The organism is Paractinoplanes atraurantiacus, from assembly GCF_900215205.1.
Classification (GTDB): domain Bacteria; phylum Actinomycetota; class Actinomycetes; order Mycobacteriales; family Micromonosporaceae; genus Actinoplanes; species Actinoplanes atraurantiacus.
In genome coordinates this window covers 310,993-336,894 of the sequence record NZ_OBDY01000005.1, presented here as the reverse complement: position 1 = coordinate 336,894, position 25,902 = coordinate 310,993, and the positions used below count along the sequence as shown (strand labels likewise).

General features: G+C 70.3%; 23 protein-coding genes and 1 pseudogene. 12 read left to right on the top strand and 12 right to left on the bottom strand.

From position 1 onward, the window contains the following. Positions 1 to 119 precede the first annotated feature (119 nt). Positions 120 to 593, top strand: a complete 474-nt coding sequence (locus CRP55_RS15635) for a TIR domain-containing protein (protein ID WP_245923012.1) — start codon at positions 120 to 122, stop codon at positions 591 to 593. On the opposite strand, the gene CRP55_RS15630 is transcribed toward CRP55_RS15635, so the two are convergent. The 10 genes from CRP55_RS15630 to CRP55_RS15585 all read right to left on the bottom strand — a co-directional run bounded on the left by CRP55_RS15630 (position 594) and on the right by CRP55_RS15585 (position 12,766). Next, a complete protein-coding gene (locus CRP55_RS15630; RefSeq protein ID WP_097320616.1) occupies positions 594 to 3,437 on the bottom strand; it encodes an AfsR/SARP family transcriptional regulator in 2,844 nt (947 codons plus the stop codon). It lies immediately after the preceding gene. A 202-nt stretch (positions 3,438 to 3,639) separates the two neighbouring features. Then, a complete protein-coding gene (locus CRP55_RS15625) occupies positions 3,640 to 4,701 on the bottom strand; it encodes an LLM class flavin-dependent oxidoreductase (RefSeq protein ID WP_097320613.1) in 1,062 nt (353 codons plus the stop codon). After that, positions 4,698 to 5,729, bottom strand: a complete 1,032-nt coding sequence (locus CRP55_RS15620; RefSeq protein WP_438865793.1) for an aldo/keto reductase — start codon at positions 5,727 to 5,729, stop codon at positions 4,698 to 4,700. Before CRP55_RS15620 ends, CRP55_RS15625 begins: the two co-directional genes overlap by 4 nt. Positions 5,730 to 5,731: 2 nt before the next feature. Further along, complete coding sequence (locus tag CRP55_RS15615) at positions 5,732 to 7,060, bottom strand: LLM class flavin-dependent oxidoreductase (protein ID WP_097320609.1); 1,329 nt, start codon at positions 7,058 to 7,060, stop codon at positions 5,732 to 5,734. After that, the gene (locus CRP55_RS15610; RefSeq protein WP_097320608.1) at positions 7,057 to 8,289 is read right to left on the bottom strand and encodes an LLM class flavin-dependent oxidoreductase; all 1,233 of its coding nucleotides are present in this window, start codon (positions 8,287 to 8,289) and stop codon (positions 7,057 to 7,059) included. The genes CRP55_RS15615 and CRP55_RS15610 overlap by 4 nt, the downstream gene beginning before the upstream one ends. After that, on the bottom strand, positions 8,286 to 9,026 hold the full coding sequence (locus tag CRP55_RS15605) for an ABC transporter ATP-binding protein (protein ID WP_097320607.1): 741 nt from the start codon (positions 9,024 to 9,026) through the stop codon (positions 8,286 to 8,288). Before CRP55_RS15605 ends, CRP55_RS15610 begins: the two co-directional genes overlap by 4 nt. Further along, on the bottom strand, positions 9,002 to 9,841 hold the full coding sequence (locus CRP55_RS15600; RefSeq protein ID WP_097320606.1) for an ABC transporter permease: 840 nt from the start codon (positions 9,839 to 9,841) through the stop codon (positions 9,002 to 9,004). The genes CRP55_RS15605 and CRP55_RS15600 overlap by 25 nt, the downstream gene beginning before the upstream one ends. Next, positions 9,838 to 10,944 (bottom strand): ABC transporter substrate-binding protein, encoded by a 1,107-nt coding sequence (locus CRP55_RS15595; protein ID WP_245923011.1) that lies wholly within the window; start codon positions 10,942 to 10,944, stop codon positions 9,838 to 9,840. Before CRP55_RS15595 ends, CRP55_RS15600 begins: the two co-directional genes overlap by 4 nt. 8 nt (positions 10,945 to 10,952) lie before the next feature. Beyond that, entirely contained in the window at positions 10,953 to 11,447 is a 495-nt protein-coding gene (locus tag CRP55_RS15590; RefSeq protein ID WP_097320604.1) for a flavin reductase family protein, read from the bottom strand. 113 nt (positions 11,448 to 11,560) lie between these two features. Beyond that, on the bottom strand, positions 11,561 to 12,766 hold the full coding sequence (locus tag CRP55_RS15585) for an ROK family transcriptional regulator (RefSeq protein WP_101536192.1): 1,206 nt from the start codon (positions 12,764 to 12,766) through the stop codon (positions 11,561 to 11,563). Between the two features lie 178 nt (positions 12,767 to 12,944). Between CRP55_RS15585 and CRP55_RS15580 the strand changes: the two genes are divergently transcribed. Together CRP55_RS15580 and CRP55_RS15575 are read left to right on the top strand one after the other, a co-directional pair. Next, positions 12,945 to 14,129, top strand: a complete 1,185-nt coding sequence (locus CRP55_RS15580; protein ID WP_218854494.1) for a spore photoproduct lyase family protein — start codon at positions 12,945 to 12,947, stop codon at positions 14,127 to 14,129. A 54-nt stretch (positions 14,130 to 14,183) separates the two neighbouring features. Beyond that, positions 14,184 to 14,603, top strand: a complete 420-nt coding sequence (locus CRP55_RS15575) for a helix-turn-helix domain-containing protein (RefSeq protein WP_097320603.1) — start codon at positions 14,184 to 14,186, stop codon at positions 14,601 to 14,603. A 7-nt stretch (positions 14,604 to 14,610) separates the two neighbouring features. Here CRP55_RS15575 and CRP55_RS15570 read toward each other — a convergent pair whose 3' ends face one another. After that, positions 14,611 to 15,114, bottom strand: a complete 504-nt coding sequence (locus CRP55_RS15570) for a hypothetical protein (protein ID WP_218854491.1) — start codon at positions 15,112 to 15,114, stop codon at positions 14,611 to 14,613. A 629-nt stretch (positions 15,115 to 15,743) separates the two neighbouring features. Here CRP55_RS15570 and CRP55_RS15560 point away from each other — a divergent pair. After that, positions 15,744 to 16,652 carry a TIGR03619 family F420-dependent LLM class oxidoreductase gene (locus tag CRP55_RS15560; RefSeq protein WP_143234631.1) on the top strand — a complete coding sequence of 303 codons (909 nt, stop codon included), beginning with the start codon at positions 15,744 to 15,746 and terminating at the stop codon, positions 16,650 to 16,652. Here the strand turns inward: CRP55_RS15560 and CRP55_RS15555 are convergent. Beyond that, positions 16,642 to 17,538, bottom strand: coding sequence for an N-acetylglucosamine kinase (locus CRP55_RS15555; protein WP_097320600.1), 897 nt, complete (start codon positions 17,536 to 17,538; stop codon positions 16,642 to 16,644). The genes CRP55_RS15560 and CRP55_RS15555 overlap by 11 nt on opposite strands. 86 nt (positions 17,539 to 17,624) lie before the next feature. On the opposite strand from CRP55_RS15555, the gene CRP55_RS15550 reads away from it, so the two are divergent. The 8 genes and pseudogenes from CRP55_RS15550 to CRP55_RS15510 form a co-directional block, all read left to right on the top strand. Then, entirely contained in the window at positions 17,625 to 18,545 is a 921-nt protein-coding gene (locus tag CRP55_RS15550) for a MurR/RpiR family transcriptional regulator (protein WP_245923010.1), read from the top strand. Between the two features lie 16 nt (positions 18,546 to 18,561). After that, on the top strand, positions 18,562 to 19,893 hold the full coding sequence (locus tag CRP55_RS15545; RefSeq protein ID WP_097320599.1) for an extracellular solute-binding protein: 1,332 nt from the start codon (positions 18,562 to 18,564) through the stop codon (positions 19,891 to 19,893). Next, positions 19,890 to 20,855: a carbohydrate ABC transporter permease gene (locus CRP55_RS15540; protein ID WP_097320598.1), complete on the top strand. Its 966-nt coding sequence runs from the start codon at positions 19,890 to 19,892 to the stop codon at positions 20,853 to 20,855. Before CRP55_RS15545 ends, CRP55_RS15540 begins: the two co-directional genes overlap by 4 nt. Beyond that, positions 20,852 to 21,670, top strand: coding sequence for a carbohydrate ABC transporter permease (locus CRP55_RS15535; protein ID WP_245923009.1), 819 nt, complete (start codon positions 20,852 to 20,854; stop codon positions 21,668 to 21,670). Before CRP55_RS15540 ends, CRP55_RS15535 begins: the two co-directional genes overlap by 4 nt. A 3-nt stretch (positions 21,671 to 21,673) precedes the next feature. Then, on the top strand, positions 21,674 to 23,269 hold the full coding sequence (locus tag CRP55_RS15530) for a beta-N-acetylhexosaminidase (protein ID WP_097320597.1): 1,596 nt from the start codon (positions 21,674 to 21,676) through the stop codon (positions 23,267 to 23,269). A gap of 9 nt (positions 23,270 to 23,278) precedes the next feature. Beyond that, a complete protein-coding gene (locus tag CRP55_RS15525) occupies positions 23,279 to 24,487 on the top strand; it encodes a hypothetical protein (protein WP_097320596.1) in 1,209 nt (402 codons plus the stop codon). A gap of 611 nt (positions 24,488 to 25,098) precedes the next feature. Beyond that, a complete protein-coding gene (locus tag CRP55_RS15515) occupies positions 25,099 to 25,560 on the top strand; it encodes a sensor histidine kinase (protein WP_179855182.1) in 462 nt (153 codons plus the stop codon). Beyond that, positions 25,479 to 25,874: pseudogene (locus tag CRP55_RS15510) on the top strand (response regulator transcription factor); the annotation flags it as partial. The gene CRP55_RS15515 and the pseudogene CRP55_RS15510, both read left to right, overlap by 82 nt. Positions 25,875 to 25,902 lie beyond the last annotated feature (28 nt).

Genomic DNA, 25,902 nt, shown 5'->3' with positions numbered 1-25,902 from the left:
CCCCCGGTGATCGGCACGTGCTGCGGCGACAGATTCTGCCTGGCACCGGCCCCATGAGCAAAGGCGGGAGGCCGTATCGTTCTTCTGCGTTCATCAGCGGGGGCGAGACGGAGGCCGATTTGCGGTTCGGTGTGACGGGCCATCGCATTCTGCCGCCGGGCATCGCCGAGCGCGCGGTGCGGCATTGGCGCCGGGTGCTGCCCGAGGGCTCCCTGCCGTACGGGGTGTCGAGCCTGGCCGACGGGGCCGACCAGCTGTTCGCGTGCCACGTCCTTCAGGCCGGCGGCACCCTCGAGGCGGTGCTGCCGTGCGAGGGATACGCGGCCTCCCTGATCACCGACGACAGCCGGACCCGCCTGGCCGAGCTGTGCCGCGCGGCGGCCAAGGTGACCACGATGCCCTATCCGGAGCCCAGCGAGCAGGCCTACCTCGCCGCCGGCCAGGCCATGGTCGACCGCTGCGACCACCTGTTCGCCGTGTGGGACGGCCGCCCGGCCCGCGGGGTGGGCGGCACGGCCGACATCGTCCGGTACGCCCGGGCCCAGGGCCGTCCGGTAACCGTGCTGTGGGTCGAGGGCGTGGTCCGGGTCTGACTACAGGCCCTCGCCGGCCCGCTCCTGCTCGTAGCGGTCGCCGATCTCGCGGGCCAGGATCAGCGCCTGCTCGTGCTGGGCGCGGGCCTCGCCGGTCTCGCCGATGGCCCGCAGGGCCTGGCCGAGGTCGTTGAGCGCCTCGGCCTCGCTGGCCCGGTCGCCGATCCGCCGGTGCAGCACCAGGGCCCGGCGCAGGTGGGCCGTGGCCTCGGCGTGCCGTCCGCCGCGGGCGTGGACCGCCGCCAGGTCGGTCAGCACGTACGCCTCGGCCGTCCGGTCGCCGTTCCGCCGGGCCACCGCCAGGCTCCGCTCCAGGTGGGCGGCGGCCCGGTCGAGCTCGGCCGGCTCGCCCGAGAGCCGGGCCAGCAGCGAGATCACGTACGCCTCGCTGAACTTGTCGCCGGTCCGGCCGGCCAGCTCGAGGGCGGCCTGGAACCGCTTGGTGGCCTGGGCCTCGTCGCCGAGCCGGGCGTCGACCAGGCCGAGCCGCACCGACACGTCGGCCTGCCCGGCGTCGTCGCCCAGCCGTTCGTACAGCGCCCAGGCCCGCTCGTAGTGATCGGCCGCCTGCCGGTAGTCGCCGAGCCGCCAGTGGACGCTGCCCAGGTTGCGCAGCACCACCGCCTCGGCCGCCGGGTCGTCCAGTCCGGCGTACAGGGCCAGGGCCTGCCCGTACGTGCCGGCCGACTCGCTCAGACGCCCCTGCCGGCGGTGCAGCCGGCCCAGGTCGGACAGCGCCCGGGCCTGTGCTCTGCGGTCGCCGAGGGCCCGGGCGGCCGACACGGCCGACGAGGTGACGGTGACGGCCTCGGCCACCGGGCCGCCGGCGTCGAGGTAGCGGAACAGCGTGCCCGCGAGGTCGATGGCGAGGCGGTGCCGGCCGTGGGCGGCCGCGTACGTGCAGACGGCGGCCAGGGTGGGCCGCTCGGCCTCGATCCAGCCCCGGGCGGCCTCGGCGTCACCGGCGGCGCCGGGAACGGCCGGGTACAGCGTGGCCATCGCCGACACGGAACCGGCCAGATAGTGGTCGAACAGCCGGGTCAGCGCGGCCTCACGCTCGATCGAAGGATCGTGCTCGGCGGCGAGCTCGGCCGCGTACGCCCGCAGCAGGTCGTGCATGCCGTAGCGGCCACCGCGGGCGGCCTGGGCCAGGCTGGCCCGGACTAGCACGCCGAGCAGCCGCCGGGCTTCGCCCACGCCGGTGCCGGTCAGCGCGGCCACCGCCTCGACGTGCGCGGTCTCGCCCGGATGCAGGCCGAGCAGCCGGAACACCCGCGCCGCGTCGGCCGGCAGGTTTTGGTACGACCACGAGAACACGGCCCGGACCTCGGCCCGGGGGTCACCCGCGTCGAGCAGGTCGAGCCGCATGCGGTGGTCGCTGAGCTCGCCGACCAGCTCCTCGAGGGAGACGTCGGTGCGGGCGGCGGCCAGCTCGGCCGCGATCCGCAGGGCCAGCGGCAGCCGGGCGCAGGCCGCGGCCAGATCCTCGGCGACCCGGACCTCGCGGTCGACGCGGTCGCCGATCAGCCGGCGCAGCAGCCCGACCGCGTCGGCCACCGGCAGCAGGTCCAGGTTGATGCGCTCGGCCCCGTGGAGGGCCACCATGCCCGGCAGCGCGTCCCGGCTGGTGATCAGAACCAGACACGACCCCGTGCCCGGCAGCAGCGGCCGCACCTGCTCGACCGAGGAGGCGTTGTCGAGCAGCACGAGCATGCGGCGGCCGGTCAGCTCCGAGCGGTACCGGCCGGCCCGTTCCTCGACACCGGGCGGGATCTCCTGACCCCGTACCCCCAGAGCAGTCAGAAACCCCGACAGAGCATCACCGACGGCGACCGGTTGCTCGGCGTCGTAGCCGCGCAGGTTTACGTAGAGCTGCCCGTCGGGGAAGGCCTCGCGGACCCGGTGGGCCCACCGGACGGCCAGGGCGGACTTGCCCACGCCGGCCGTGCCGGAGAGCAGCACGACGGTCAGCGGAGGCTCATCGCCCTGGCTCAGCGAACGGTCGAGCGCCGCGAGTTCGCTGTCCCGCCCGGTGAAGGCGCGCACATCGGCCGGTAGCTGAGCCGGCACCGACCGGGGCGCGGCGACCTGAACCGTCGTGATGGCGGCGGTGAGAGTCGGATCGGCGGCCAGGATGCGCTCGTGCAACCGGCGCAGGCCCGGGCCGGGATCGCTGCCCAGCTCCTCGGCCAGGCTGTGCCGGATCCGCCGGTACTGCTCGTCGGCGTCGGCCTGCCGCCCGCAGCGGTAGAGGGCGAGCATGAACTGCTCGGCCAGGCGCTCGTCGAGCGGATGCTCGGCCACGGCGGCGGTCAGCCTCGGCAGCAGCTCACTGTGCCGGCCGAGCCGCAGAAGCACGTCGTGGTGGTCGAGCTCGGCCGCGAACAGCTCGCCCAGCAGCAGCTCGCGGGTGGAGGAGAGCCAGGGGGTGTCGAGGCCGGCGAACGGCTCACCCCGCCACAGCTGGAGCGCCTCCGTGATCTGCTCGGCGGCCGACCGGTCCGGTGCGCCCCGGGCCAGCGCCACGAGACGGCGAAAACGGTGCAGATCGACCGCTTCCGGGTCGGCCGTCAAGGCGTACCCACCAGGCCGTCTCTCGATTTTGATGTCGGCTTCGGTCAGGGCCGTGCGCAGGCGCGAGAGATAGCTGTAGAGCGCGGCGGCGGCCCGCTGCGGCGGATCGTCACCCCAGACCCGGTCGATCAGCTGATCCACCGTGACCGGCCGTCCGACCTCGACGAGCAGCGCCGCGAGCACGCTGCGCTGGCGCGCATGCCCGAGCCCGACCGGCTGCCCGGCGATCCGGGCCTCAACCACGCCGAGCACGCCGAACTCCGCCGTCAAGTGCCCTCCGCTGGGGATTCAAGATATCCGCAAGGTGAGCGACAAGTCTTGCACGCTTCATACAAGGTCCAGCCACGACCATGGAGCCAGTACGGGGGATGCAGGTCGCCCGCCCTGGCCCGACGGCGCGCAAGCGTACGGGGGAATCGGGACGGGACGGGCGACCTGCCTCGCGTGCCGCGCACCGCCGGCGCGCGCCGGTTCAGACGACCGGGAGCGGTTCACGGAGGCGGTGGATCAGGGCGTCGCCGACCCGGGCCGTCTCGCGTTGGTAAGGGGTGTCGGAGAGGACGAAGTGCGTGATGCCCAGGCCGGCGTAGGCGCGCAGGGCGGCCGCCACGTCATCGGCGGAGCCAACCAGCCAGGTTGTGCCGGCGCCGCCTCCGCCGTAGCGGCCGGGCGCGGTGTAGAGGCAGGAGTCCAGCACATCACCCCGGGCGGCCAGGTCGAGCAGGCGTTGCTGGCCGACCGCGGGACCGCGCAGCAGCTCGGGTGAGGCCGAGCGGGCGGCCATGTCGGCGACCTTCGCCTCGGCGTCTCGCCACGCCTCTTCCGTGGTGTCGCGGACCAGGGTGGTGATGCGCAGGCCGAACTCCAGCGGCGGCAGGTCCCGGTCGAGGTCGCTGCTCAACTCGCGGAGGCGGCCGATGCGGTCGGCCACGCCTTCCAGGGGCTCACCCCAGAAGAGCTGCACGTCGGCCTCGGTCGCGGCGACCTTTTCGGCGGCGGGGGAGGCGCCTCCGAAATAAAGACGAGGACCTTTGCCGTACGGCCGGGGCGCCACCGTGGAATCGGTGACGCTGAAGTGCTCTCCCTCGTACGTCACCAGCTCCTCCGTCCACAGGCGGCGCGTGATGCGCATGAATTCCCTGGTGCGCGCGTATCGCTGGGCCTGATCGCCTTCGACGTCGCCGTAGGCGGCCAGGTTGTCCTTTCCGCTCACGATGTTGATCAGTAGCCGGCCGCCCGAGAGCCGGTCGAGTGTGGCCGCGGCGCTCGCGAAGTGCGCGGGCTGCCAGTAGCCGGGCCGGATGGCGGCGAGCGGCTGGAACGTGGTGGTCCGGGCGGCGAGCGCGGTGGCGACAGTGAACGTGTCGGGCCGGCCCCAGCCGGTGCCGATCAACGCCCCTGACCAGCCGTGCCTCTCGGCGGTCAGGGCGAGCTCGGCGCTGTGGTCGAGGGTCCCGTAGCCGTCGACGGCGTCGTCGCCGCGGTGGCCGGGCTCGACCGTGTTCGGGATGTACCACAGGAAGGTGGGGCTCATGCGGCGCTCCGGCGACGGCGGGACAGGTCGGTGAGGGCCGGCGGGTGGTAGCCCTGGTCCCGCGACGACAGGGTGACGCCGGGTGGCACGATCTTGTCGATCTCGTCGAGGACGTCACGCGACAGCCGGATCTGAGCGGCACCGAGCTGGCCTTCGAGCTGTTCGAACGTCCGCGGGCCGATGATCGGGGCGGTGACGGCCGGGTGTTCGAGGACGAATCCGAGCGCCAGGTGGATCAGGGAGAGACCGGACTGTTCGGCCAGCAGGGCCAGGGCTTCGACGGCGGCGAGTTTGCCCGCGTTGGACGGTTCGCCGATCTCGAACCGGCCGGGTTGGCGGCCACCGCGGCTGGTGGACGGCTGGGCGGCGCCGACGCGGTACTTCCCGGTCAGCCAGCCACCCGCGAGAGGGCTCCACGGGATGACGGCCAGGCCGTACTTCGCGGCGATGGGCAGGACTTCGCGTTCGATGCCGCGGGCCAGGATGGAGTACGGCGGCTGCTCGGCGACGACCCGTTCCCGGCCGCGACGCTCCGCGATCCACTGGCCTTCGACGATCGCGGACGGCTCGAACGTGGACGTACCGATGTAGCGGATCTTGCCTTGGTGAACGAGATCGGAGAGCGCGCCGAGAGTGTCGTCGAAGTCGGTGTCCTCCTCCGGCCGGTGCACCTGGTACAGGTCGATGTGGTCGGTCTGGAGCCGGCGCAGGCTGTCCTCGACCGCGCGGACGATCCAGCGCCGCGAGTTGCCGAAGTGGTTCGGATTCTCGCCGATCTGCCCGTGGAACTTCGTCGCCAGGAAGACGTCGTCGCGGCGGCCGAGCAGGGCCTTGCCGACGATCTCCTCGGACTCACCCTGGCTGTAGACGTCGGCGGTGTCGACCAGGTTGATTCCGGCGTCGAGGGCGCGGTGGACGATCCGAATGCTGTCGTCGTGGTCGGTGTTGCCGCGCGAGCCGAACATCATGGTGCCGAGCGCGAGGGCGCTGACCTTGACACCGGTACGACCGAACGGGCGAAGCGGAATGCTCATCGGGATGCCAGTTCCAGACTGTTGGCGGGGCGGGGGAGTCCGTAGTGCTCACGCAACGTGGTGCCGGTGTATTCAGTGCGGAACAGGCCGCGTTCTTGAAGGATGGGCACGACCTTGGCGGCGAACGCCTCGATGCCGGACGGCAGGACCGCGGGCATGATGTTGAAGCCGTCGGCCGCGCCGTTCTCGAAGTACTCCTGGATCGTGTCGGCGACCTGCACGGGGGTGCCGGTGAACGTCCGATGCCCACGACCCCCTCCGAGCTTGCCGATCAGCTGCCGCACGGTCAGGTTGTCCCGCCGGGCCCAGTCCACGATCAACGTCCGCCGGCTCTTATGCCCTTCGATCTCCTCCTCGGCGGGCAGATCGATGGGCAGCGGCTCGTCCAGTTTCAGCCGCTCGGCGTCCACGCCGAGAACCGTCGCCAGGGTCCCGATCGCGTGTTCGGGCGCGATCAGGCGTTCCAGTTCGGCGTCGAGCTCACGGGCCTGCGCCGCGGTGTCGCCGACGACCGGCACGATCCCGGGCAGGATGACCACCTGGTCGGGGTTGCGGCCGGCCGCGACGGCCCGGCGCTTCAGGTCGGCGTAGAAAGCCTGGCTCTCGGCCAGCGTCGGCTGTGCCACGAAGACCGCCTCAGCCCACTTGGCGGCGAACTCCTTGCCGTTCTCCGACGAGCCGGCCTGCACGAGCAGCGGATATCCCTGTGGTGAGCGCGGCACGTCGAGCGGCCCGTCGACCCGGAAATACTCGCCATGGTGGCCGACGGCACGCACCCGGTCCCGCAGCGCGTGCACCCCCCGTTGCTTGTCGGCGATCACCGCGTCGTCAGTCCAGCTGTCCCACAGTTTCGTCGAGACCCGCAGGAACTCGTCGGCCCGCTCGTACCGGGTCTTGTGCAGCGGCTGATCGTCGAGCCCGAAGTTGCGGGCGGCCGCGTCCCCGGCGGTGGTCACGATGTTCCATCCCGCGCGGCCTTTCGACAGGTGGTCCAGTGAGGCGAACCGGCGGGCGAGATTGAAAGGCTCGTTGTACGAGGTGGAAGCCGTCGCGATCAGCCCGATGCGCCGGGTCGACGCGGCGAGCGCGGCCAGAAGCAGGGTCGGCTCCAGCTTGCCGGACGGACGGCGCGCAGGATCGCTCCACAGCACCGGGCTGTCGGCCAGGAACACCGAGTCGAACTTGGCGTCCTCGGCCACCCGGGTCAGGTGCTGGTGGGCTTCGAGCGACAGGTTGGCGTGCGGGTCCGACTCGGGTAGCCGCCACGAAGCCTCGTGGTGCCCGGTGTCGTGCAGGAACAGGTTGAAGTGCAGTTGCCGCGTCATACCGGACTCAGCTCCAGGCTGTTGGCGGGACGGGTCAGGCCGTAGTGGTCGCGCAGGGTCGTGCCGGTGTACTCGGTCCGGAAGCGGCCGCGTTCCCGCAGGATCGGGACCACTTTGTCGACGAAGGCGACCAGGCCGGAGGGCAGAACGGCGGGCATGATGTTGAAGCCGTCGGCCGCGCCGCCGTCGAACCACTCCTCGATGGCGTCGGCGACCTGGACCGGGGTGCCGGTGAACGTACGGTGACCACGGCCACCACCGAGACGGCCGATCAACTGGCGTACGGTCAGGTTCTCCCGTTTCGCCAGGTCGACGATCAGGGTGAACCGGCTCTTCGCGCCTTCTATCTCGTCCTCGGCTGGCAGCAGCTCCACGGGCAGCGGCTCGTCGAGTCTCAGCAGTTCCGGGTCGAGGCCGAACCGTTCGGCGAGCTGCCGGCGGGCGTACTCCGGGTCACGGCCCAGTTCGGCGGTACGCCGCTTGAGGTCTTGATAGAACGTCTGCCCTTCCGTCAGCGTCTGCTGTGCGGTGAAGACCGCCTCCGCCCAGCGGGCGGCGAACTCCCGGCCGTCCTGGGACGAACCGGCCTGCACGAGCAGCGAATAGCCCTGCGGAGAACGGGGCACGTTCAGTGGTCCGTCGACCCGGAAGTAGCGTCCGTGGTGGTTGATCGCCCGCACCTTGCCGGCGTCGGCGTGGACGCCCGCCTCCTTGTCGCCCAGGACCGCGTCGTCAGCCCAGCTGTCCCACAGTTTCGTGGCGACTTCGACGAACTCGGCCGCCCGCTCGTAGCGGTCCCGATGCGCGGGCACGTCGTCGAGGCCGAAGTTGCGAGCCGCGTCGGCGCCCGCGGTGGTGACGATGTTCCATCCCGCCCGGCCCCCGGACACATGGTCGATCGAGGCGAAACGGCGGGCCAGGTTGTACGGCTCGTTGTACGACGTCGAAGCCGTGGCGATGAGCCCGATCCGTTCGGTCACCACGGCCAGCGCCGTGAGCAGCACCGTCGGCTCCAGCTTGCCGGCCGGCCGTCGCCCGGGATGGCCTTGCAGCACCGGGCTGTCGGCGAAGAAGATCGAGTCGAGTTTCCCCCGTTCGGCGATCCTCGCCAGCTCCTGGAAGTGCTTCACGTCCCAGCTGGCGTACGGGTCCGACTCGGGCAGCCGCCAGGATGCCTCGTGGTGGCCGACGCCCATCAGAAAAGCGTTGAGGTGCATCTTCCGGGTCATCGCCGGCCCTCCTCGTCGACGCCGAGCCGGTCCAGCAGCAGGGTCCGCAGCGCGGCGAACCCCGCGTCCGAACGGGACCGGTTCGCCAGGTCCACCCGCACGTCGGTGTCGACGACGCCGGCGTCCAGGAGGATCACCCGGTCGGCCAGCACGATCGCCTCGTCGACGTCGTGCGTGACCAGCAGCACCGCGGGCCGGTGCGTCTCGCACAGCTTGCGCAGCAGGGCGTGCATCCGGATCCGGGTGAGCGCGTCGAGAGCGCCGAACGGCTCGTCGGCCAGCAGCAGCTGCGGCTCCCGGACCAGCGACCGGGCCAGCGCGGCCCGTTGCTGCTCGCCGCCGGACAGCTGATGGGGCCAGGCCCGTTCCCGGCCGGCCAGCCCGACCTCGGCCAGGGCTTGCGCTCCGCGTTCCCGGGCGTCGGCGCCCCGCAGCCCGAAGATCACGTTGTCCAGGACCCGCTTCCACGGCAGCAGCCGGGAATCCTGGAACACCACCGACACCGCGCCGGGCACGGTGATCTGCCCGTACCCGTCGACGTCGCGGTCCAGGCCGGCCAGCGCCCGCAGCAGAGTGCTCTTGCCGGTGCCGGAACGACCGATCAGCGCCACGAACTCGCCGGGGGCGATGTCCAGGTCCAGCCCGTTGAGGACGCCACCGTCCTTGGTGAAGGAACGGTGCAGATTTCGGACGCGGACCGCCTGTTCCGTGCTCAGCCCTCGAGTGTCTGTCGCCATGCCAGCACCTTCCTTGCCGTGAGCCGGACCGCGCTGTCGGCGCAGTATCCGAAGACGCCGTAGATGACGAGGCCGACCACGATCACGTCGGTCTGGCCGTACTGTTCGGCGAGGGTGATCATGTGGCCGATGCCGGCGACCGCGTTGTACTGCTCGACGACCACCAGGCCCAGCAGCGCCGACGTGACCGCGAACCGCATGCCGAGCAGGAAGCCGGGCAGTGCCCCCGGCAACACCACGTGCCGGATGAAGTCGCCGCGGCTGATCCCGATCGTCTCGGCCAGCTCGGCGTACTTGCCGTCGATGCCCCGGAGTCCGTTGTGCGTGTGGATGTAGATCGGGACCAGGCTGATCAGCGCGATCGTGACGATCTTCATCTCCTGGCCGATGCCGAACCAGGCGATGAACAGGGGAATGATCGCCAGTGTCGGCACCGACCGCTTGATCTGGATCGGGCCGTCGATCACCGACTCACCAGCCCGCGACAACCCGGAGATCACCGCCAGGACCGCGCCGGTCACCACGCCGAGGGTGAGGCCGATGACCGCGCGTTCCAACGAGGACAGAATATTGCCGGGCAGGTCGTGGTTGGACCACTGGTCCTCGAACGCCACCGCCACGTCCCACGGGGCCGACAGGATCGCCGGTTTGATCACGCCGGTCGCGGAGCCCACCGACCAGACCGCCAGGGCGAGCAGCGGGCCGATCCAGAACGCGAAACGGATGCGCCGGCCGGGTCCCAGCCTGCGGCGTACGACCCGGGCGTCGGTCTTGTCGTCGCTCTTCGGTGTCGTGGCGTGCAGGGCGGCGGTCATGCGGCGTCACCGGTGACCACCTGAGAGCCCGCGGCCTCCGCCTGCACCTTCTCGAACCGGCGGTCGACCAGCGTGTTCACGTCCAGCTTGTCGTGATTCTGCTCCTGGGACAGCAGATTGGCGGTCTCTTGGAGCCGGACGATCGCCGCGTCCCAGGTGGACGGGATGGCCTTGTCGCCGGTGATCTCGACGACGGCCTTCGCGTCCGCCTCGCTGAGTCCCTGGGTGTCCACGTAATAGGCCTTCGCGACCTCGGCCTCATGGTCGTTGGCCCACAACAGAGCCTTCGTGCGTACCCGGACATAGACCTTGAGCGCCGCCGCCTTCTCCGCGTTCGAGACGGCCGAGGTGAGGCAGTACAGCGTCGACGCGTCGTCGCGGATGCCGGTGCCGATCGAGGTGGCGCCCGGATACTTCGCTTCATAGATCTTGATGTTCTGGGCGCCGATCGGCGCGACATCGACGGACTTGCTGCCGAGCGCGGTCACGTAGGAGTCGCCCGTGCTGGTCAGCTCGACCAGCTGCACGTCCTTCTGGCTCAGGCCCGCCTTCTGCAGCACCCGCAGCACCAGCGCGCCTTGCGCCTGCCCCGCACTGTAGGCGATCTTCTTACCCTTCAGATCGGCCAGTGAACTCACGCTCACGCCAGGGGCGACACCCAGCTTGTAGATCGGGTGCTCCAGCGGATCCACAGTGACCGACTGGAACACGATCTTCGTCGAGGTGCCCGTCCACGCGGCGAACAGCGACGGGATGTCCGCGACCGAACTGCAGTCGAGCTTGTCGGCGCGGAACGCCTGGATGCTCTGCGGCCCGCCGCTGATGTTGGCCCACTCGACCTTCACCCCGGCGTCGGTCAGCTCCTTGTCCAGGCCGGCCGCGCCGATGATCGCCTGTAGCTGCGGGTCGCCGAGGCGCAGGGTGGTCCCGTTGGGAACCTTGTCGGGCAGGGCGCCGCTCAGTTCCAGGGTCGCCTTCGGCTCGTCGGCGCCGCACGCCGCCACCGCCAGGGCCAGCACCGCGACGGGGACCGTTCTCCAGAATTTGGTCATGGCTTCCTTCTTCACAGGGCGCTTCACCTTCACAGGGCGCTTCACCTTCACAGGGCGCTTCAGAGAACGTGGAATTTGCCGGCGTGATACAGCAACGGGGCGCTTTCGCCGGCCAGTTCGGCCTCTTCGACCCGGCCGATGATCAGGTGAGATCCGCCGGCCGGGTGGCGGTGCTCGATCGAGATCCGCAGCCAGGCCGCCGCGTCGTCCAGGACAGGCTCGCCGGTCGGCAGCCGGCGCCAGCGGGTCGCTCCGCCGAACCGGTCGATGCCGCTGGTGGCGAACGTCCGCGCCAGCTCGGTGTGCCCAGCGCCCAGCAGATGCACGACGGCACTCTCCGCATCCCGCAGGTGTGGCCATACCGACGCGGTCGCCACGATGCTGAACGACAGCAGTGGCGGCTCGGCGGAGAGCGAGGCGAGCGACGTGACGGTGACACCGGCCGCGCCGCGCCCCGCGTCGGCCGTCACCACGGCCACACCCGCGGCGTGACGCCGGAATGCCTGACGGAAGATCGCTGCGTCGAACGTGGACCGGGAGGCGATGACAGTCATGGACGTCTCCGTTCAAGTGCGGCGTCATCGACCCGCAACGCCGTCCTGGAATTCATACTATGCCGCTAGGTTTAAAAGGCCACTATGCACCCGAGTAAATTAAGTAATGCCTGCTAGATCAGGGGAGAGGTGTACACCTGATCAAGCGCAACGGCGCCGCCCGCGACCGCCAGGACGTTGTCAGGGAAGCTCGACGCATAGACTGTGGTCACCATGTTGGCTCCGCACGACGACGCGTCGGCGGCCTCCGTGCGCAACGCCTCGAGACACTCCGGCAGCCGGTTGGCGCCCGCTTCGGCCACCACGAGCACCTCGGGGTCGAACAGATCGAGCAACAGGGCGGCGGCGCGGCCCACGAGGCGGGCGCGCTCCCGCAGCATCCCGAGAGCCGCGGCGCCGCCCGCCGCGGCCGCGTCCACCAGCGTGTGGATGTCCGGTTGGTGGATCAACCCGGCGGCGTACGCCCGACGCACCAGGGCCCGCTCACCGACAGCCGCCTGCAGGCAGCCCACGCGACCGCAGGAGCACGGCTCGGCGCAGCCCTCGACCGGCAGGTGGGCAACCGCGCCGGCCGCCGACCGGGGACCCTGGTGGACGACGCCACCGGTGGCGAACGCGACATCCACGACGTTGCCCGCAAACAGCTGCACCGCGCTCTGGCGTGCCCGCCCGGACACCCGTCCGAGCAGCTGTTCGGCCCGCAGCAAAGCCCGGGAGTTGCTGTCCACCCACACCGGCAGGCCGGTAGCCCCGGCGAGGGCAGCGCCGGCGCGGACGTCACGCCAGCCCAGGACCGGATGCTCGACGACCGTGCCCTTGGCGGCGTCGACCCAGCCGCCGGTGGCCAGTCCCAGGCCCAGGATCCGGCGGCGGCGGCCGTGCTCTCGCCGTACGGCGGCGATGGCGGTGGCGAGCGCGGTGAGGACGCTGTCCGGATCACGGCGGCCGTGCGGGTACTGCCGCTGGGCGATCACCCGCCCGCGCAGGTCGAGCAGGGCGACCGTGAGGCGGGGAACCGCGATGTGGACGCCGATGACGCCGACCGCGTCGGACTCGACGTCCAGCGGGACGTGTGGCCGGCCGATACCCGGCGGCCCGACCGCCTCCGGCGCCTCACGGACCAGGCCCCGGTGCAGCAGAGATGTCGCCACGCCGGTCACCGTCGCGGCGGACAGTCTGGTCGCCCGGGCAATCGAACTCCGCGCGATCGGCCCGTGGTCGAGAACGGCGCGCAGCACCGTCGCTGCCGTGTCCGGCGACCGGCGCGACGCGGGCGGCGGCAGGTCGTTGCGGCGGGTGGCGCGTTGTGCGCCGATCACGGACCACCCGGGGGAGAGTGGATCATCTTTCGAGGCTATCCCGGCGACCACCCGAAAACGGCATTACGTCACCAGTTGTTTGACGGTCAGTAATATCGGGTCCGCCGGCCGCAACCTGGGTTACGGACAAGACCTCTAGCCAGGTGCTTAAAGGGCCAGCTCAGGGTATGTACAGGCGGTGTCCTTCGACTCGGTTGACCTGACCCGGACGCTGGCGCCGGAAACGCCGGCGGCGCCGCACAGCGCCAGCGGCGAGGCGGTCGCCACCCATGACCTCAGTGATGTCGCCCCGCCCGCGCGGCCGGCGCGGCGGTGGACGCCGAAGCGGGTCGTGGCCACGCCGGCCGCCTACGACCACGCGCACGGCCTGCGGATCCTTTCGCTGGTCGAGGCGCAGGGCATCGAGGTTGAACGGCTGCGGAGCAATCGGCTGACCGGTCTGCGCGGGGAGAGCGACCGCGAGACGTACGCCCGGGCCAAAGCCACCATGGCGATCGTGGTGAGCCCGCCGTCGCGCCGCAAGCTGCAGCCGATCGCGCCCAGCGCCGACTGGCGTTTCGACCTGGCCGAGGGCTGCCCCGCACACTGCCAGTACTGCTATCTGGCCGGTTCACTCTCCGGCCCGCCGGTGACCCGTGTCTACGCCGACCTGGACGACATCCTGGCCGGCCTCACGGACTACGTGGGGCGCGGCACGATCACGAGCCGCCGCGAGGCCCGGCGCGACGAGGGCACCACGTTCGAGGCGTCGTGTTACACCGATCCGCTGGCCTTGGACCATCTCACCGGCAGCTGGCGCCGCGCGGTGGAGCATTTCGGCGCCTGGGACGCGCCGGTCCAGCTGCGCTGGACCACCAAGTTCGACGACGTGGGTGGCTTCGTGGGGCTTGCGCATCAGGGCCGTACGAGGGTGCGCCTGAGCGTCAACTGCCGCCCGGTCACCACGAGGGTCGAGGGCGGCACCAGTCGCCTGGAGGACAGGTTGGCCGCGTTGCGCCGTCTCGCCCTGGACGGCTACCCGGTGGGTGTCACCATCGCGCCGATCATCGCCGTCCCGGATTGGCGCTCTCATTACGGCGAGCTGCTCGACGGCATCGCGGCCGCGGTGGGCGACGTGCCGGGCCTGGACCTGACGGCCGAGCTCATCACGCACCGGTTCACGCCCGGCAGCAAGGAGGTGCTGCTGAGCTGGTACCCGCGAACGAAGCTGGAGATGGACGAGGACTCCCGCACCCGCAAACACGGCAAGTTCGGCGCGGTGAAATACGTCTACCCACCCGAGACGATGACCGAGCTGCGCTCCTGGTTCTACGAGGAGATCGCTGCCCGGCTTCCGGCAGGCCGCATCCTCTACTGGACGTAATCCACCGTGACATTTATGCTACGGTTCAGAGGTCAGGGAGCCGAAGGGACGGACATGACGACCGGTGACGGCGCCTTCTGGGACGACCTCGTTGAAGACCTCAAAGACCCCGATTTCCTGCGCGCGTACGTCGTTGAGTCGGTCCGGATCGCGACGATCGACAACGTGGTCAATGCCCTCGACGAGGCGCGCGCGGCGGCCGGGCTGTCCAAAGCCGCCCTCGCGCGGGCCATCGGCGCCAACCCGGACGCGATCCGGCGGTTGTTCACCAACGGGTCGGTCAATCCGACTCTTAGTACCGTCGCGGAGATCGCCGCGGCCCTCGGCATGCGACTCACCCTCGAGCCGTTGCCAGACTCGGACCGCCAGCAGATCACCGAGCCGTTGGTCAGTGGTGAGCACGGGGATACGGCGGCCCTCGCCAACCACTTGCAGGCGCTGCGCCAAACGAAACGCCGCCCGGCCGCCGCCTAGCGTGCCGTCACAGCAACGATCTCGGGTTGCGGGCGCGATACTCATCGCCGAGCGCGCGGACGTCTTTGTAGTCGGCCTCCGACAGCGTTGTGCGGAACGGCTTGTCCAAGCCGGTGATCACGACGAGTACAGGCTTGGGGCGATCGGCCGCGTCGTAGTCCAACAGGCAGTACAGGCGATAGTGATGACGGCGCGGGCCATCGACCCGTACTTCGAACCAACCAGTCATGTCACCGTGCATCGCTTCCCAGTAGCCGCCACCCGCGAAGCGTTTCGGTGGTGCTGTCGCCACGGCGATGAGTACGGCGGCGAACTTGGCCCGCACCGTAGGCGGGCACGCCCTGAGGAATTCCCGGCCAGGTACCGCCTCGGTGGGATCGTCTTTGCGGTGCCGGCGGAAGTAGACGATGTCGTGCTCGTCATCCGGCGAGGGCCCGGTTCGGACATTTATGATCGGCTGGCTCGACCTGGATGCCTTTCGGCGTCGACGAGGCGCGGGATCGGGGGCCACGGAGCTTGATGGTACTGAGGGCCGAATCTGGAGCAACGGACAAAATGTACCTGGCGCGTAGTTACATTTCAGCCAAGGCGGTTACATTTACTTGACCTGGCCTTTTGTGGCCGCTGGGCAGTCGGGAGGCGATATTGCGCGGTCCGATTCCCACCCTTCCGACACAGTCGCTGTGTCTGATCCTTGAGAACACGCTGCGGGTGCGGGCGTAGTCGCTGACGGGCCGGCCATTGCCGGCAGGTGGATGTTGCGCTGTCTGAAGTTGGGTTCTGAGCGGTCTCGGGAGCTGCTTGAGCAAGTCGGTGAGCTGGGTGTGGCGCCCGCTGCGGATCTCGCTGTCTCGGTTGTGGAGGATGTGCGGGAGCCTGTCGACGATCACGTTCGGAACAACGCCTACCTCGTCGGGTTTCCGGAATTAAGCCCAACACTGTGGACCTCAGGGCAGAGCGTCGCCGCGTTCTTCCGGCTCGAGCTGGTGATCAGCCTTGCTTGCTGATATGACCGCGACTCCGGGGAATCCGCCGAACGGGCCGTCCGATCTGGCATCGGCGCTCACGCTCTTCTCAGGGTCGGCGTTCTAAAGTGACGAACGGTGGCGCCAAGGCCGCCCGGGAGTACGAGGAGCGCGCGTGGAACTGGGGATGGCACTGCCGACGTCCGGGCCGCTGGCCTCCAAGGCCAACATCCTGCGGGTGGCGCGGGAGGCGGAACAGCTCGGCTATGCGGCATTGTGGACGTACGAGCGTTTGCTGCGGCCGCTGGCGCCGCTCATGCCCGGAGCGGACGGGGAGCTTGTTCGCATTCCGGAGGACTACCGGCTCACGTACGACCCGATCGAGACGCTGTCGTTCGTCTCCGCCGTGACCGAGCGGATCAAGCTGGGCACGAGCATCGTCGACGCCCTGTTCCACCCGCCGGTGGTGCTGGCCCGGCGGTTCGCCACGCTCGACCAGTTCAGCGAGGGCCGGGTCATCGCCGGCCTCGGGCAGGGGTGGATGCCGCAGGAATTCGCCACGGCCAACGTCCCGCTCAAGCGCCGCGGCGCCGGCCTGGACGAGGTGGTCGAGGCCATGCGCGCCTGCTGGGGCCCCGACCCGGTGGAGTACGAGGGCCGGTTCTACCAGATCGAGGCGTCCGAGGTGAACCCCAAGCCGGTGCAGGCCCACGTGCCGATCATCATCGGCGCCGCCACCCCGGCCGGCCAGCTGCGGGCGGCGCGCATCGCCGACGGCGTCAACCCCAACGCTTTCTCGTACGAGCAACTCACCGAGGCCGCCCGCACGTTCCGCGAGGCCGCCCGCGAGCACGGCCGCGACGCCACCACTTTGACCGTGACGGCCCGCGCCAACGTCCCGATCACCGCCGACCCGCTGGGCGGCGCCCGCCCGTTCCTGGGCGGTTCCCCTCACGAGATCGCCGACGACCTGAAGCGCCTCGAGGGCACCGGCGTCGACCACGTCCTGTTCTACAACCTCGCCCCGGACGGCATCGACAGCCACCTCCGCCTGATCGCCGAGCTGAAGTCCCTCATGGGCTGAGCAGCGCCTCGTGCAGGGCCGCCGGCGTCAGCGGGCTCAGGGGGCGGGCGGCCAGCCAGGCGGCGCCGGCGGCGGGGTCTCGGCCTGTTCGGGGGTGCAGGCCGCGGGTGCGTAAGACCTTCAGGACCCCGTCTCGTACGGGGGTGTCGCCGGCCAGCAGGCCGCCGCCGAGGACGACCGGGCCGTCGGCGCCCAGGTCGTCGAGGGTGGCCACCAGGTGGGCCACCGCCTCGTCGACTATGGCTGTGGCGTGGGGGTCGCCGGAGCGGGCGGCCTCGCACACCAGCGGGGCCAGGTCGCCGATCTCGTTCCACGGCAGGGCCTGGGCCCAGTAGACCATCTCGTCGGCCGTGGCCACGCCCACGCGCGAGGCGATGCTGGCCGCGAACGGGGTCGACCACGTGCGCACCGCCGTGCGTACCGCTCGCAGACCCAGCCAGCGGCCCGAGCCCTCGTCGCCCAGGAGCCATCCCAGGCCGTCCGAGGTGCGTTCGACCGCGTCCGCCCGCACCGATGCCGCTATCGCCCCGGTGCCGGCTATCAGCACCGCGCCGGCCGGGGCCGGCGTGCCCGAGGCGAAGGCCGTCACCACGTCGCCCACGACCGTGACCTGGGCGTTCACTCCCAGCGCGGCCAGCGCCGGCGCGAACTGGGCGGCCGTGGCCGGGCCGGCTATGCCCAGGGTGGCCGCCTCGATCAGTGCCGGCTCGTGCGAGCCCAAGGCTGTCCGCACCGCCGCCGCCACGGCCGCGGCGGCGCAGTCGGGGCCGGCCGTCAGCGGGTTGCCGGGGCCGGCCAGGCCTCGCCCCAGCAAGCGGCCGCCGGTTGTCGCGACCACCGCCCGGGAGGACGTGCCGCCCGCGTCGACTCCGACCACCAAGTTCATGAGGCTGATAGAAGCACAGACAAAAGTTGTTGACTAGTTCACTCTTCGGTCGTAATTTTCATCGGCAACAGCGAACGATGAAAAGGATGACCGACGTGACCGGTGAGAGCGGAGGCCTTCTCGGCCGCCTGCGGATCGAGGGGCCCGGCATGCCGGAGGCCCTGGCCCGGATCGCCGAGACGATCCTGGCCGACCCCGAGTCGGCCGCCAACGCGAGCATCGTCGACCTGGCCGAGCGATCCGGCACGTCGACCGCGACCGTCACCCGGTTCAGCCGCACGCTGGGTTTCAAGGGCTACGCCAACCTGCGCGTGGCCGTCGCGACCGAGACCGGCCGGGCCGAGCAGGCCCGGTGGGAGACCGACATCAGCGGCGACATCGCGCCCAGCGATCCGCTGACCGACGTGCTGGGGGTCGTCACCGCCGCCGACACCCGCGCCATCCACGACACCGCCGCCGCCCTCGACATGGCCGCCATCGACCGGGTCGCGGCCGAGATCGCCGGCGCGAAACGGGTCGAGCTGTTCGGCCTGGGCAGCAGCGGCACCTCGGCGCGCGAGATGGCCTTCCGCCTCGAGCGCATCCGGGTGCCGGTGTGGCACCGGCTCGACAGTCACACCGCGCTCACCAACGCCGCCCTTCTGCTCCCGGGTGACGTGGCGATCGGGCTGTCCCACTCGGGCCGCACCCGCGAGGTCATCGAGACCCTGGCCGAGGCCGCCGACCACGGCGCGCTCACGGTCGCGGTCACCAGTTACAGCCGGTCGCCACTGGCCGAGGTCGCCGACGTCGTCTTCACCACGGCGGTGCAGGAGACCACGTTCCGGTTGGCGGCGCTCGCGGCTCTGCATTCGCAACTGCTCGTGCTCGACATGATCTACGTGGCCGTCGCCCAGCGCACGTACGAGCGTACGGCCGAAGCCCTGGAATTGACCGTTCGCGCGGTCGACGCCCATCGGCTCCCCGAGAAGAACCCCACCCGCAATCGCGGGCGTAGCAAGTCCTGACCCCTGAGGAGTCATCATGCGGTCCCACCGCTATATCGCGGCCGTTGCCCTGAGCACCGCCGCCATTTTGACAGTGAGCGCCTGTAGCAGCGACGGCAACGGCGGTGACAGCGGCGGCGGCGCCTCCGGCGCCGTGCCGGCCGCCCGCGGCGAGGGCAAGACCCTGACCGTCTGGGTCATGACCGACGACTACACCGACGAGACCCTCGACGCCATCAACGCCAAGTTCACCGAGGCCACCGGCGCGAAGGTCGACCTGCAGATCCAGCAGTGGGAGGGCATCACCACCAAGATCAGCACGGCGCTGTCCACCTCGGGAACACCGGACATCCTCGACCTCGGCAACACTCAGGTGCCCGGCTTCGCGGCCAACGGCGGACTGCTCGATCTGACCAAGTACAAGGACGACTTGAAGCAGGGCCGCACCTGGCTGGCCGGCCTCGAGGAGCCGGCCACTGTGGACGGCTCGCTCTACGCTGTGCCCGGCTTCGCCGGCGCCCGCGCGGTCATCTACAACAAGAAGACGTGGGCCGCCGCCGGTGTCACGGCCGCGCCCGCCACGTACGCCGAGCTCACCGCCGCCCTCGACAAGGTCAAGGCCAAGAACCCGGCCGCCGACTTCTCGCCCTTCTACATGCCCGGCCAGTACTGGTACGCGGGCCTGCAGTTCCTGTGGGACGCGGGCGGCGACATCGCGACCAACGAGGGCGGCAACTGGAAGGGTGGCTTCTCCACCCCGGCCGGGCAGAAGGGCCTGACCGACTTCATGACCTTCCAGAACGCGTACTCCACCGAGGCCTCGCGCACCCTCGACACCGACAAGCCCGACCAGGTCCAGCTGTTCGCCGACGGCAAGACCTCGGCCATCCTGGCCTCCGGCGGCGCGGTCGGCCTGATCCAGAAGACCAACCCGGACATCAAGGCCGAGGACATCGGCACGTTCCCGCTGCCCGGCGTCTCGGGCAAGAACCAGCCGGTGATGCTGGGCGGCTCGGTCTGGGGCATCGCCACCAAGAGCGACGACCAGGACCTGGCCCTGCAGTGGACGAAGATCGCCGGCAGCCCCGAGGTGCAGGACAAGTGGGTCTTCGGCAAGGACGGCTGGATCCCGAACAGCACCGAGGCCATCAAGGCGGCCGAGCCGGCCCTGAAGGAGCAGCAGAAGGCCTTCTTCACCGCGGCCCTGGTCTCCAAGGCGACGCCGGCCGCCGCGCAGTGGCCGACCCTGGAGGGCGACAAGAGCGTCAACCAGGTCTTCTCCGCCGTCGCCTCCGGCGCCAAGACGCCCGAGGTGGCCGGCAAGGAATTCGACGCTCACCTCGGCGAGACTCTCGCCGGCGGTAAGTGACCACCGTGATCACCGACGCGGCCGGCGCCCCGCCGGCCGCGCCGGCCCCGCCCGCTTCTCATCAAAGACGCAGAAGGCGCGACCTCGCCCCGCTGGTCCTGCTCAGCCCGGCCGGCCTGGTCCTCGCGCTGGTCACGCTGGCGCCGATCGGCTTCCTGGTCTTCACCTCGTTCACCGACTACAACCAGCGGAGCCTGTTCACCGGCGCCTACCGCTCGGTCGGCCTCGACCAGTACACCGACCTGCTCAGCAGCGGCGCAGTCTGGGCCTCGCTGGTCCGCACGGTGCTGTTCACCGCGGCCATGGTGGCCGGCAGCGTGCTGATCGGCATGGGCGTCTCGCATCTGCTGACCCGGCTCGGCCGGCGGTGGCGTTACACGGTCACGGTGGTGCTCATCGTCGCCTGGGCCATGCCGAACGTGGCCTCGTCGCTGGTGTGGAACTGGCTCTTCCAGCCCGGTTACGGAGTGGTCAACTGGGGTCTCGATCAGCTGAAGATCTTCGGCGACACCACGAACATCGACTGGACGCAGGACCCCACCCGGGCGTACGCCGTCATCTGGCTCCTGATCGTCTGGCAGGCCGTGCCGTTCATCGCGCTGACCCTGAACGCGGCCGAGACGCAGGTCCCGCGCGAATATCTCGAGGCGGCGCGGATGGACGGCGCCACCGAGCTCACCGTCTACCGGATCATCACGCTCAACCACCTGCGGCCGACCCTGCTGCTGGTGACGATCCTGTCGGTGATCTGGGACTACAACGTCTTCAACCAGATCTGGCTGATCTCGCGCGGCGGGCCGGGCGACGCCACGTCGACGCTCGGCGTCTACACGTACAAGACCGCGTTCGTCGGTTTCCAGATCGGGCACGGCGCGGCCATCTCGGTCGTCACCACCCTGCTGCTGCTCGGGCTGACCGCCCTCTACATCCGCAGACTGCTCAAGTCGGGGGAGGACCTGTGAAGCACAAGGTGGCCAACACCATCGCGGCGATCTTCTGCCTGGTCTGGGCCTTCCCGGTCTACTGGATGGTGAACACGGCGTTCAAGCCGCGCCCGGAGGTGATGACGCCGACGCCGCACTTCGTGCCGGAGCACCCGACCTTCGACAACTTCCTCAACGCGGTCAGGCAGGAGCATTTCCTGACCAACCTGCGCAACAGCGTGATCGTGGTCGTCCTGACGGTGATGGTCTCGATCGTGCTGGGCATCTTCGCGGCGGCCGCGTTGTCCCGATTCCGCTTCCGGGGCCGGCGGCTGCTCATGGTGGTCATCCTCGCCGTGCAGATGCTGCCGGGCACGGCCCTGCTCATTCCGATGTTCGTCATGTTCAACCAATTGGACCTTCTGGGCACGTACGCGGCCCTGGTGCTGGCCTATGTGGCAACGGTCCTGCCGTTCTCGATCTGGGTGATGCGCGGCTTCTTCGTCACCATCCCGGCCGAGATCGAGGAGGCGGCCCGGATGGACGGCGCCAGCACCTGGCGTGTGCTCACCAGCGTCCTTTTCCCGCTGGTGGCGCCGGGCGTCATCTCCACCGGCATCTTCGCCTTCATCGCGGCCTGGAACGACTACCTGTTCGCGTACACGTTCATGCAGGACCAGAGTCATTACACCCTGCCGGTCTGGCTGGCCTCGTTCACCAACCCGCACACCGGCACCGACTTCGGCGGTCAGATGGCGGCCTCCGTCCTCTTCTCCGTGCCCGTCGTCGTGTTCTTCCTGATCATCCAGCGCAATCTGGTGGCCGGTATGTCCGCCGGCGCCGTGAAGGGCTAGACCTTGTTGATCCCCGCTCCACTCTCGTTCGTCCCCGGTCAGGGTTCGCTCGCCCTCGACCACGGCACCACCATTTCCGCCCCCGCGTCGCTGAGCGGGGTTCTGGCCTGGCTGCGGCAAGCGCTCCGGCTCCCCTTGCGGGAGACGGCCACCGGCACCATCACGCTCGACGTCGACGACGATCTCGCGACGGAGGAGTTCCGGCTGGACGTCACGAGCGACGGCGTCATGATCGTCGGCGGCGGCGCGGCGGGCGTGTTCTACGGCGGCCAGGCCCTGCTGCAGCTGCTGCCGCCTTCGGTCTACCGGCGGAGTCCGGCGGCTGAGAGCTGGACCGTTCCGGCCGCCCGGATCCATGACAAACCCCGCTTCGCCTGGCGAGGGGCGATGCTTGATGTCGTACGCCATTTCATGCCCAAGCACGACGTCATGCGCTTCATCGACCTGATGGCCATGCACCGGCTCAACACGCTGCACTGGCACCTCACCGACGACCAGGGCTGGCGGCTGGAGATCAAGCGCTATCCGCTGCTGACCGAGGTCGGCGCGTGGCGGCGCGAGAGTCAGGTCGGCGCGGGCAAGGACGCGCCCGGCGACGGCCGTCCGCACGGCGGGTTCTACACGCAGGAGGACGTACGCGAGATCGTCGCCTATGCCGCGGAACGGTTCATCACCGTCGTCCCCGAGGTGGAGTCTCCCGGGCATGTGCAGGCGGCCCTCGCGGCGTACCCCCAATTGGGTGTCGAAGGTCAGCCGGTGGAGGTCTGGACGCGCTGGGGCATCAGCGAGAACATCCTGAACGCCGAGGAGTCCACCGTGGACTTCTTCCGCGGTGTGCTGGACGAGGTGCTCGAGCTGTTCCCGTCGCGCTACATCGGCGTGGGCGGCGACGAATGCCCGAAGACCCAGTGGCGGGCCGACCCGCGCACCCAGCAGCGGATGGCCGAGCTGGGCGTGGCCACCGAGGAGGGCCTGCAGGCCTGGTTCATCGGACGGCTCGGTGAGCACCTGAACGCGGCCGGCCGTCGGCTGTTCGGCTGGGACGAGATCCTGGAAGGTGACCTGGCGCCGGGGGCGGCCATCGCCTCGTGGCGCGGATTGACGGGCGCGCTGGCCGCGGCCCGGCGCGGCTACGACGTGGTGGCCTGCCCGGACGACATGGCCTACCTCGACTACCGGCAGTCCGAGCTGCCGGACGAGCCGATCCCGGTGTCGATCCCGCTGACCCTGCGCGACGTGTACGCCCTCGACCCGGTCCCGGCCGGCCTGACCGAGGACGAGGCGAAGCACGTGCTGGGCGGGCAGGCCAACATCTGGACGGAGCACGCGGACTCACCCCGTACGGTCGACTATCTGGTGTTCCCGCGTCTCTGCGCGATCGCGGAAGCGTTGTGGGGCCCGGCCGGCCGCGACTTCGACGACTTCGAACGACGCCTGCGGCAGCACCTGCCGCGGCTGGACGCCCTCGGCGTCGAATACCGCCGGGCCGACGGCCCGCTTCCCTGGCAGCGGCGGCCCGGCATTCCCGGCCGGCCGGACACGCGCGAGCAGCGGGCCGCCCACATCGCGCAGCTGGTCGCCAACATCAGCGTCTCCTGAGGAGCCCCCATGTATGCCTCTCGTCGCACCGTTCTCGGCACCCTTACCGCTGTCCTGACCGGCTCCCTCGTGCCGTCGCCGGCCTCGGCCTCCGCCTCGTCCTGGACCGCGGGCGCCACTCCGGCGTCGGTCAAGGCCGCTTTCGCCTTTCTCAACAGCAAATTCGATGAGTACGGGTCGGAAAGCGCGCCGCGGTTGCCGCGCAGCTACACCGGCGGCTTCTTCGAAACGCCGACGTGGACCTTCGTCTCGTCCTTCGCCTACGACGACGCGCTGGTCATCATGGCCTGGCTCGCGCACGGGGACGTCCGCCGGGCCGTCATTCTCGGCGACGCCCTGCTGTACGCGCAGAAGAACGACCCGATCGGTGACGGGCGCACCCGGGCGTCCTATCAGGCCGACTCCTTTCCGGCGCTCGACATCGGCTCTCCGGCTGCTTTCACCGGCAATCAGGCCTGGGTGGGCATGGCCTTCGCCCACCTGTACGCCCGTACCCGCCTTCCTCGCTTCCTGGAAGGCGCCCTGCGCGAGGCCACCTGGATCCAGGACAAGACGTGGGACGGCACGCGGGCGCCTTTCGGTTACACCGGCGGCCGTACGGCCGACGACCAGCCCAACACGTTCAAGGCGACCGAGCACAACATCGATGTCGGCGCGTTCTTCACGATGCTGGCTCAGCTGACCGGCAAGCGCGTCTGGCAGACCCGGGCCCGGGCGGCGTTCGCGTTCGTGGCCGCGATGCAGGACCGCGTGGGCGGCCACGTGTGGACCGGAACCGACCCCGACGGCACCACGACGAACCGGGTCCCGATCCCCGAGGACGTCCAGACGTGGGCCCGGCTGGCCACGGGCGACCGCCGCTACGACCGCTCGGTCTCGTGGGTGCTCGACCGGTTGGCCGCCTTCGACGCCGACGTCTACGGCGTCAGTTACAGCGACACCGACACGAGCAAGGTCTGGCTGGAGGGCACCGCACACACCGCCCTGGCCCTCCAGGCCCGAAACGGCCGCGGCGACGCCCTGCTGAGCCGCAAGCTGCTGTGGAACATCGGCCGGGCCCAGGCCACCACCCCGCACGGCGACGGCCGGGGCATCCCCGCCGCCTCCAGCGACGGCCTGGACACGGGCTTCGGCGACCTCTACTACGCCAGCCTCCACACCGGCGCCACCGCCTGGTACTTACTGGCCGCCTTGGGCCGCAACCCGTTCCGCCTGTGAGCTTTTTCGGCCACGCCCAGGCGGTCCGGGCGATGGCCAGTAGGAGCGCGATCTCGATCAGGGTGCCGGCGATGTAGTAGATCCAGGGTCGTGAGCGCGAGGACGTCTGTCCGATGGCGACACGGGTTCCGGACACCTCGCCGGCGAGCACCCCGTTGATCACGTCAGCGCGGTGGAAGCCGAAGATCTCGACGTAGGCGAACACGAGCAGCGTGGTGACCCAGAGGCCGCAGAGCACGACCTTGACGTCGACCTTGGTGTCAACTTCGTTCATGCTCCGAGTCTCGGCCGTGCGGGTGGTGGAGCGCCCGAGTCCGGTGGCCGGTGCTTCCCTGGCCTAATGGCCAGGGGAGCGGGGACTCCCGAATCGTCAGTGTGGCGGTTGTGCCGAACACAACCTGGCGCGACTGGGCCCCTCGCCGGGCTCGTGCTGACCGTGCTCGGGTTCGACGCGGCGTTGAAGGACCTGGCCTGGCCGCCGGTGGCCGTCGCGTTCGGATGCGGGCTGGCGTTGGCGGTCCTGGTCCGGCGAATCCATCCGCTGGCCGCGGTGGTGTACGCGTTCGGCGGGTTCCGGCCGCGACGTGGCCATCGGGACGGCGGTCGTGGCGGTGAGCTTGACCGCCATCATCGGCGTCGACTTCCCCGGGATCGCCGAGGCGACCGCCGGGATCGCCATCCAGGCCCAGGCCGGTCTGGTCCTGGCCCGGTCCTCATCGCTGAGCGGTGCCACGGAGGCCCTCGAAGTCATCGACCGCGAGGCGGCCCGGACGCTCACGGAGTTGCGCACCGTGCTCGGCGCGCTGCGCGACCGCCATCAGCTCGCCGACATCGAAGACCTGGCCGCCGAGTCCCTGCGCATCGACGTCGAGTTCCGCGGCGACCTGACGAACCTCCCACCCGCCGTCGAGGGCGCCCTCTACCGTGTGACGCAGGAATCGATCACCAACGCCCAGCGCCACGCCCGGCGGGCGACCCGGGTCAGGGTCGAAGGATGCCGATCCTGGACGGCATCGAGGCCACCCGCCTGCTCGCCGGACCGGACGCGCCCGACCCGATCGCCGTCGTCGTGATCACCACGTTCGACACCGACGAGCACGTCTACGACGCGCTCATCGACCCGGCCGTCACCGGCCGGCTGCTGGCCGCGTTCGCCGCCGGTGGCCCGGCCACCAGACCGAGCCGGCCCGTGCACCCCCTGACCGGCCGGGAGGAGGACGTGCTGGTCCGGGTCGCGCGAGGCCGGACGAACGCCGAGATCGCCCGGGATCTGCACATCAGCCTGAGTACGGTCAAGTTCCACCTCGCCGGCCTCACGACCAAGCTCGGGGCCCGCAACCGCGTCGAGCTGGCCCTGTGGGCCTACCAGACCAACCGCCTCACGTGAGCCTTGCCCAAATCATCTTAGTCATTAA

Excerpts from the sequence above, each read along its gene's own strand:
- CRP55_RS15525 (WP_097320596.1), top strand. The coding sequence starts at position 23,279 with ATGTATGCCTCTCGTCGCACCGTTCTCGGCACCCTTACCGCTGTCCTG.
- CRP55_RS15545 (WP_097320599.1), top strand. The coding sequence starts at position 18,562 with ATGCGGTCCCACCGCTATATCGCGGCCGTTGCCCTGAGCACCGCCGCC.
- CRP55_RS15590 (WP_097320604.1), bottom strand. The coding sequence starts at position 11,447 with ATGACTGTCATCGCCTCCCGGTCCACGTTCGACGCAGCGATCTTCCGT.
- CRP55_RS15575 (WP_097320603.1), top strand. The coding sequence starts at position 14,184 with ATGACGACCGGTGACGGCGCCTTCTGGGACGACCTCGTTGAAGACCTC.
- CRP55_RS15600 (WP_097320606.1), bottom strand. The coding sequence starts at position 9,841 with ATGACCGCCGCCCTGCACGCCACGACACCGAAGAGCGACGACAAGACC.
- CRP55_RS15615 (WP_097320609.1), bottom strand. The coding sequence starts at position 7,060 with ATGACGCGGCAACTGCACTTCAACCTGTTCCTGCACGACACCGGGCAC.
- CRP55_RS15605 (WP_097320607.1), bottom strand. The coding sequence starts at position 9,026 with ATGGCGACAGACACTCGAGGGCTGAGCACGGAACAGGCGGTCCGCGTC.
- CRP55_RS15555 (WP_097320600.1), bottom strand. The coding sequence starts at position 17,538 with ATGAACTTGGTGGTCGGAGTCGACGCGGGCGGCACGTCCTCCCGGGCG.
- CRP55_RS15550 (WP_245923010.1), top strand. The coding sequence starts at position 17,625 with ATGACCGACGTGACCGGTGAGAGCGGAGGCCTTCTCGGCCGCCTGCGG.
- CRP55_RS15610 (WP_097320608.1), bottom strand. The coding sequence starts at position 8,289 with ATGACCCGGAAGATGCACCTCAACGCTTTTCTGATGGGCGTCGGCCAC.
- CRP55_RS15625 (WP_097320613.1), bottom strand. The coding sequence starts at position 4,701 with ATGAGCCCCACCTTCCTGTGGTACATCCCGAACACGGTCGAGCCCGGC.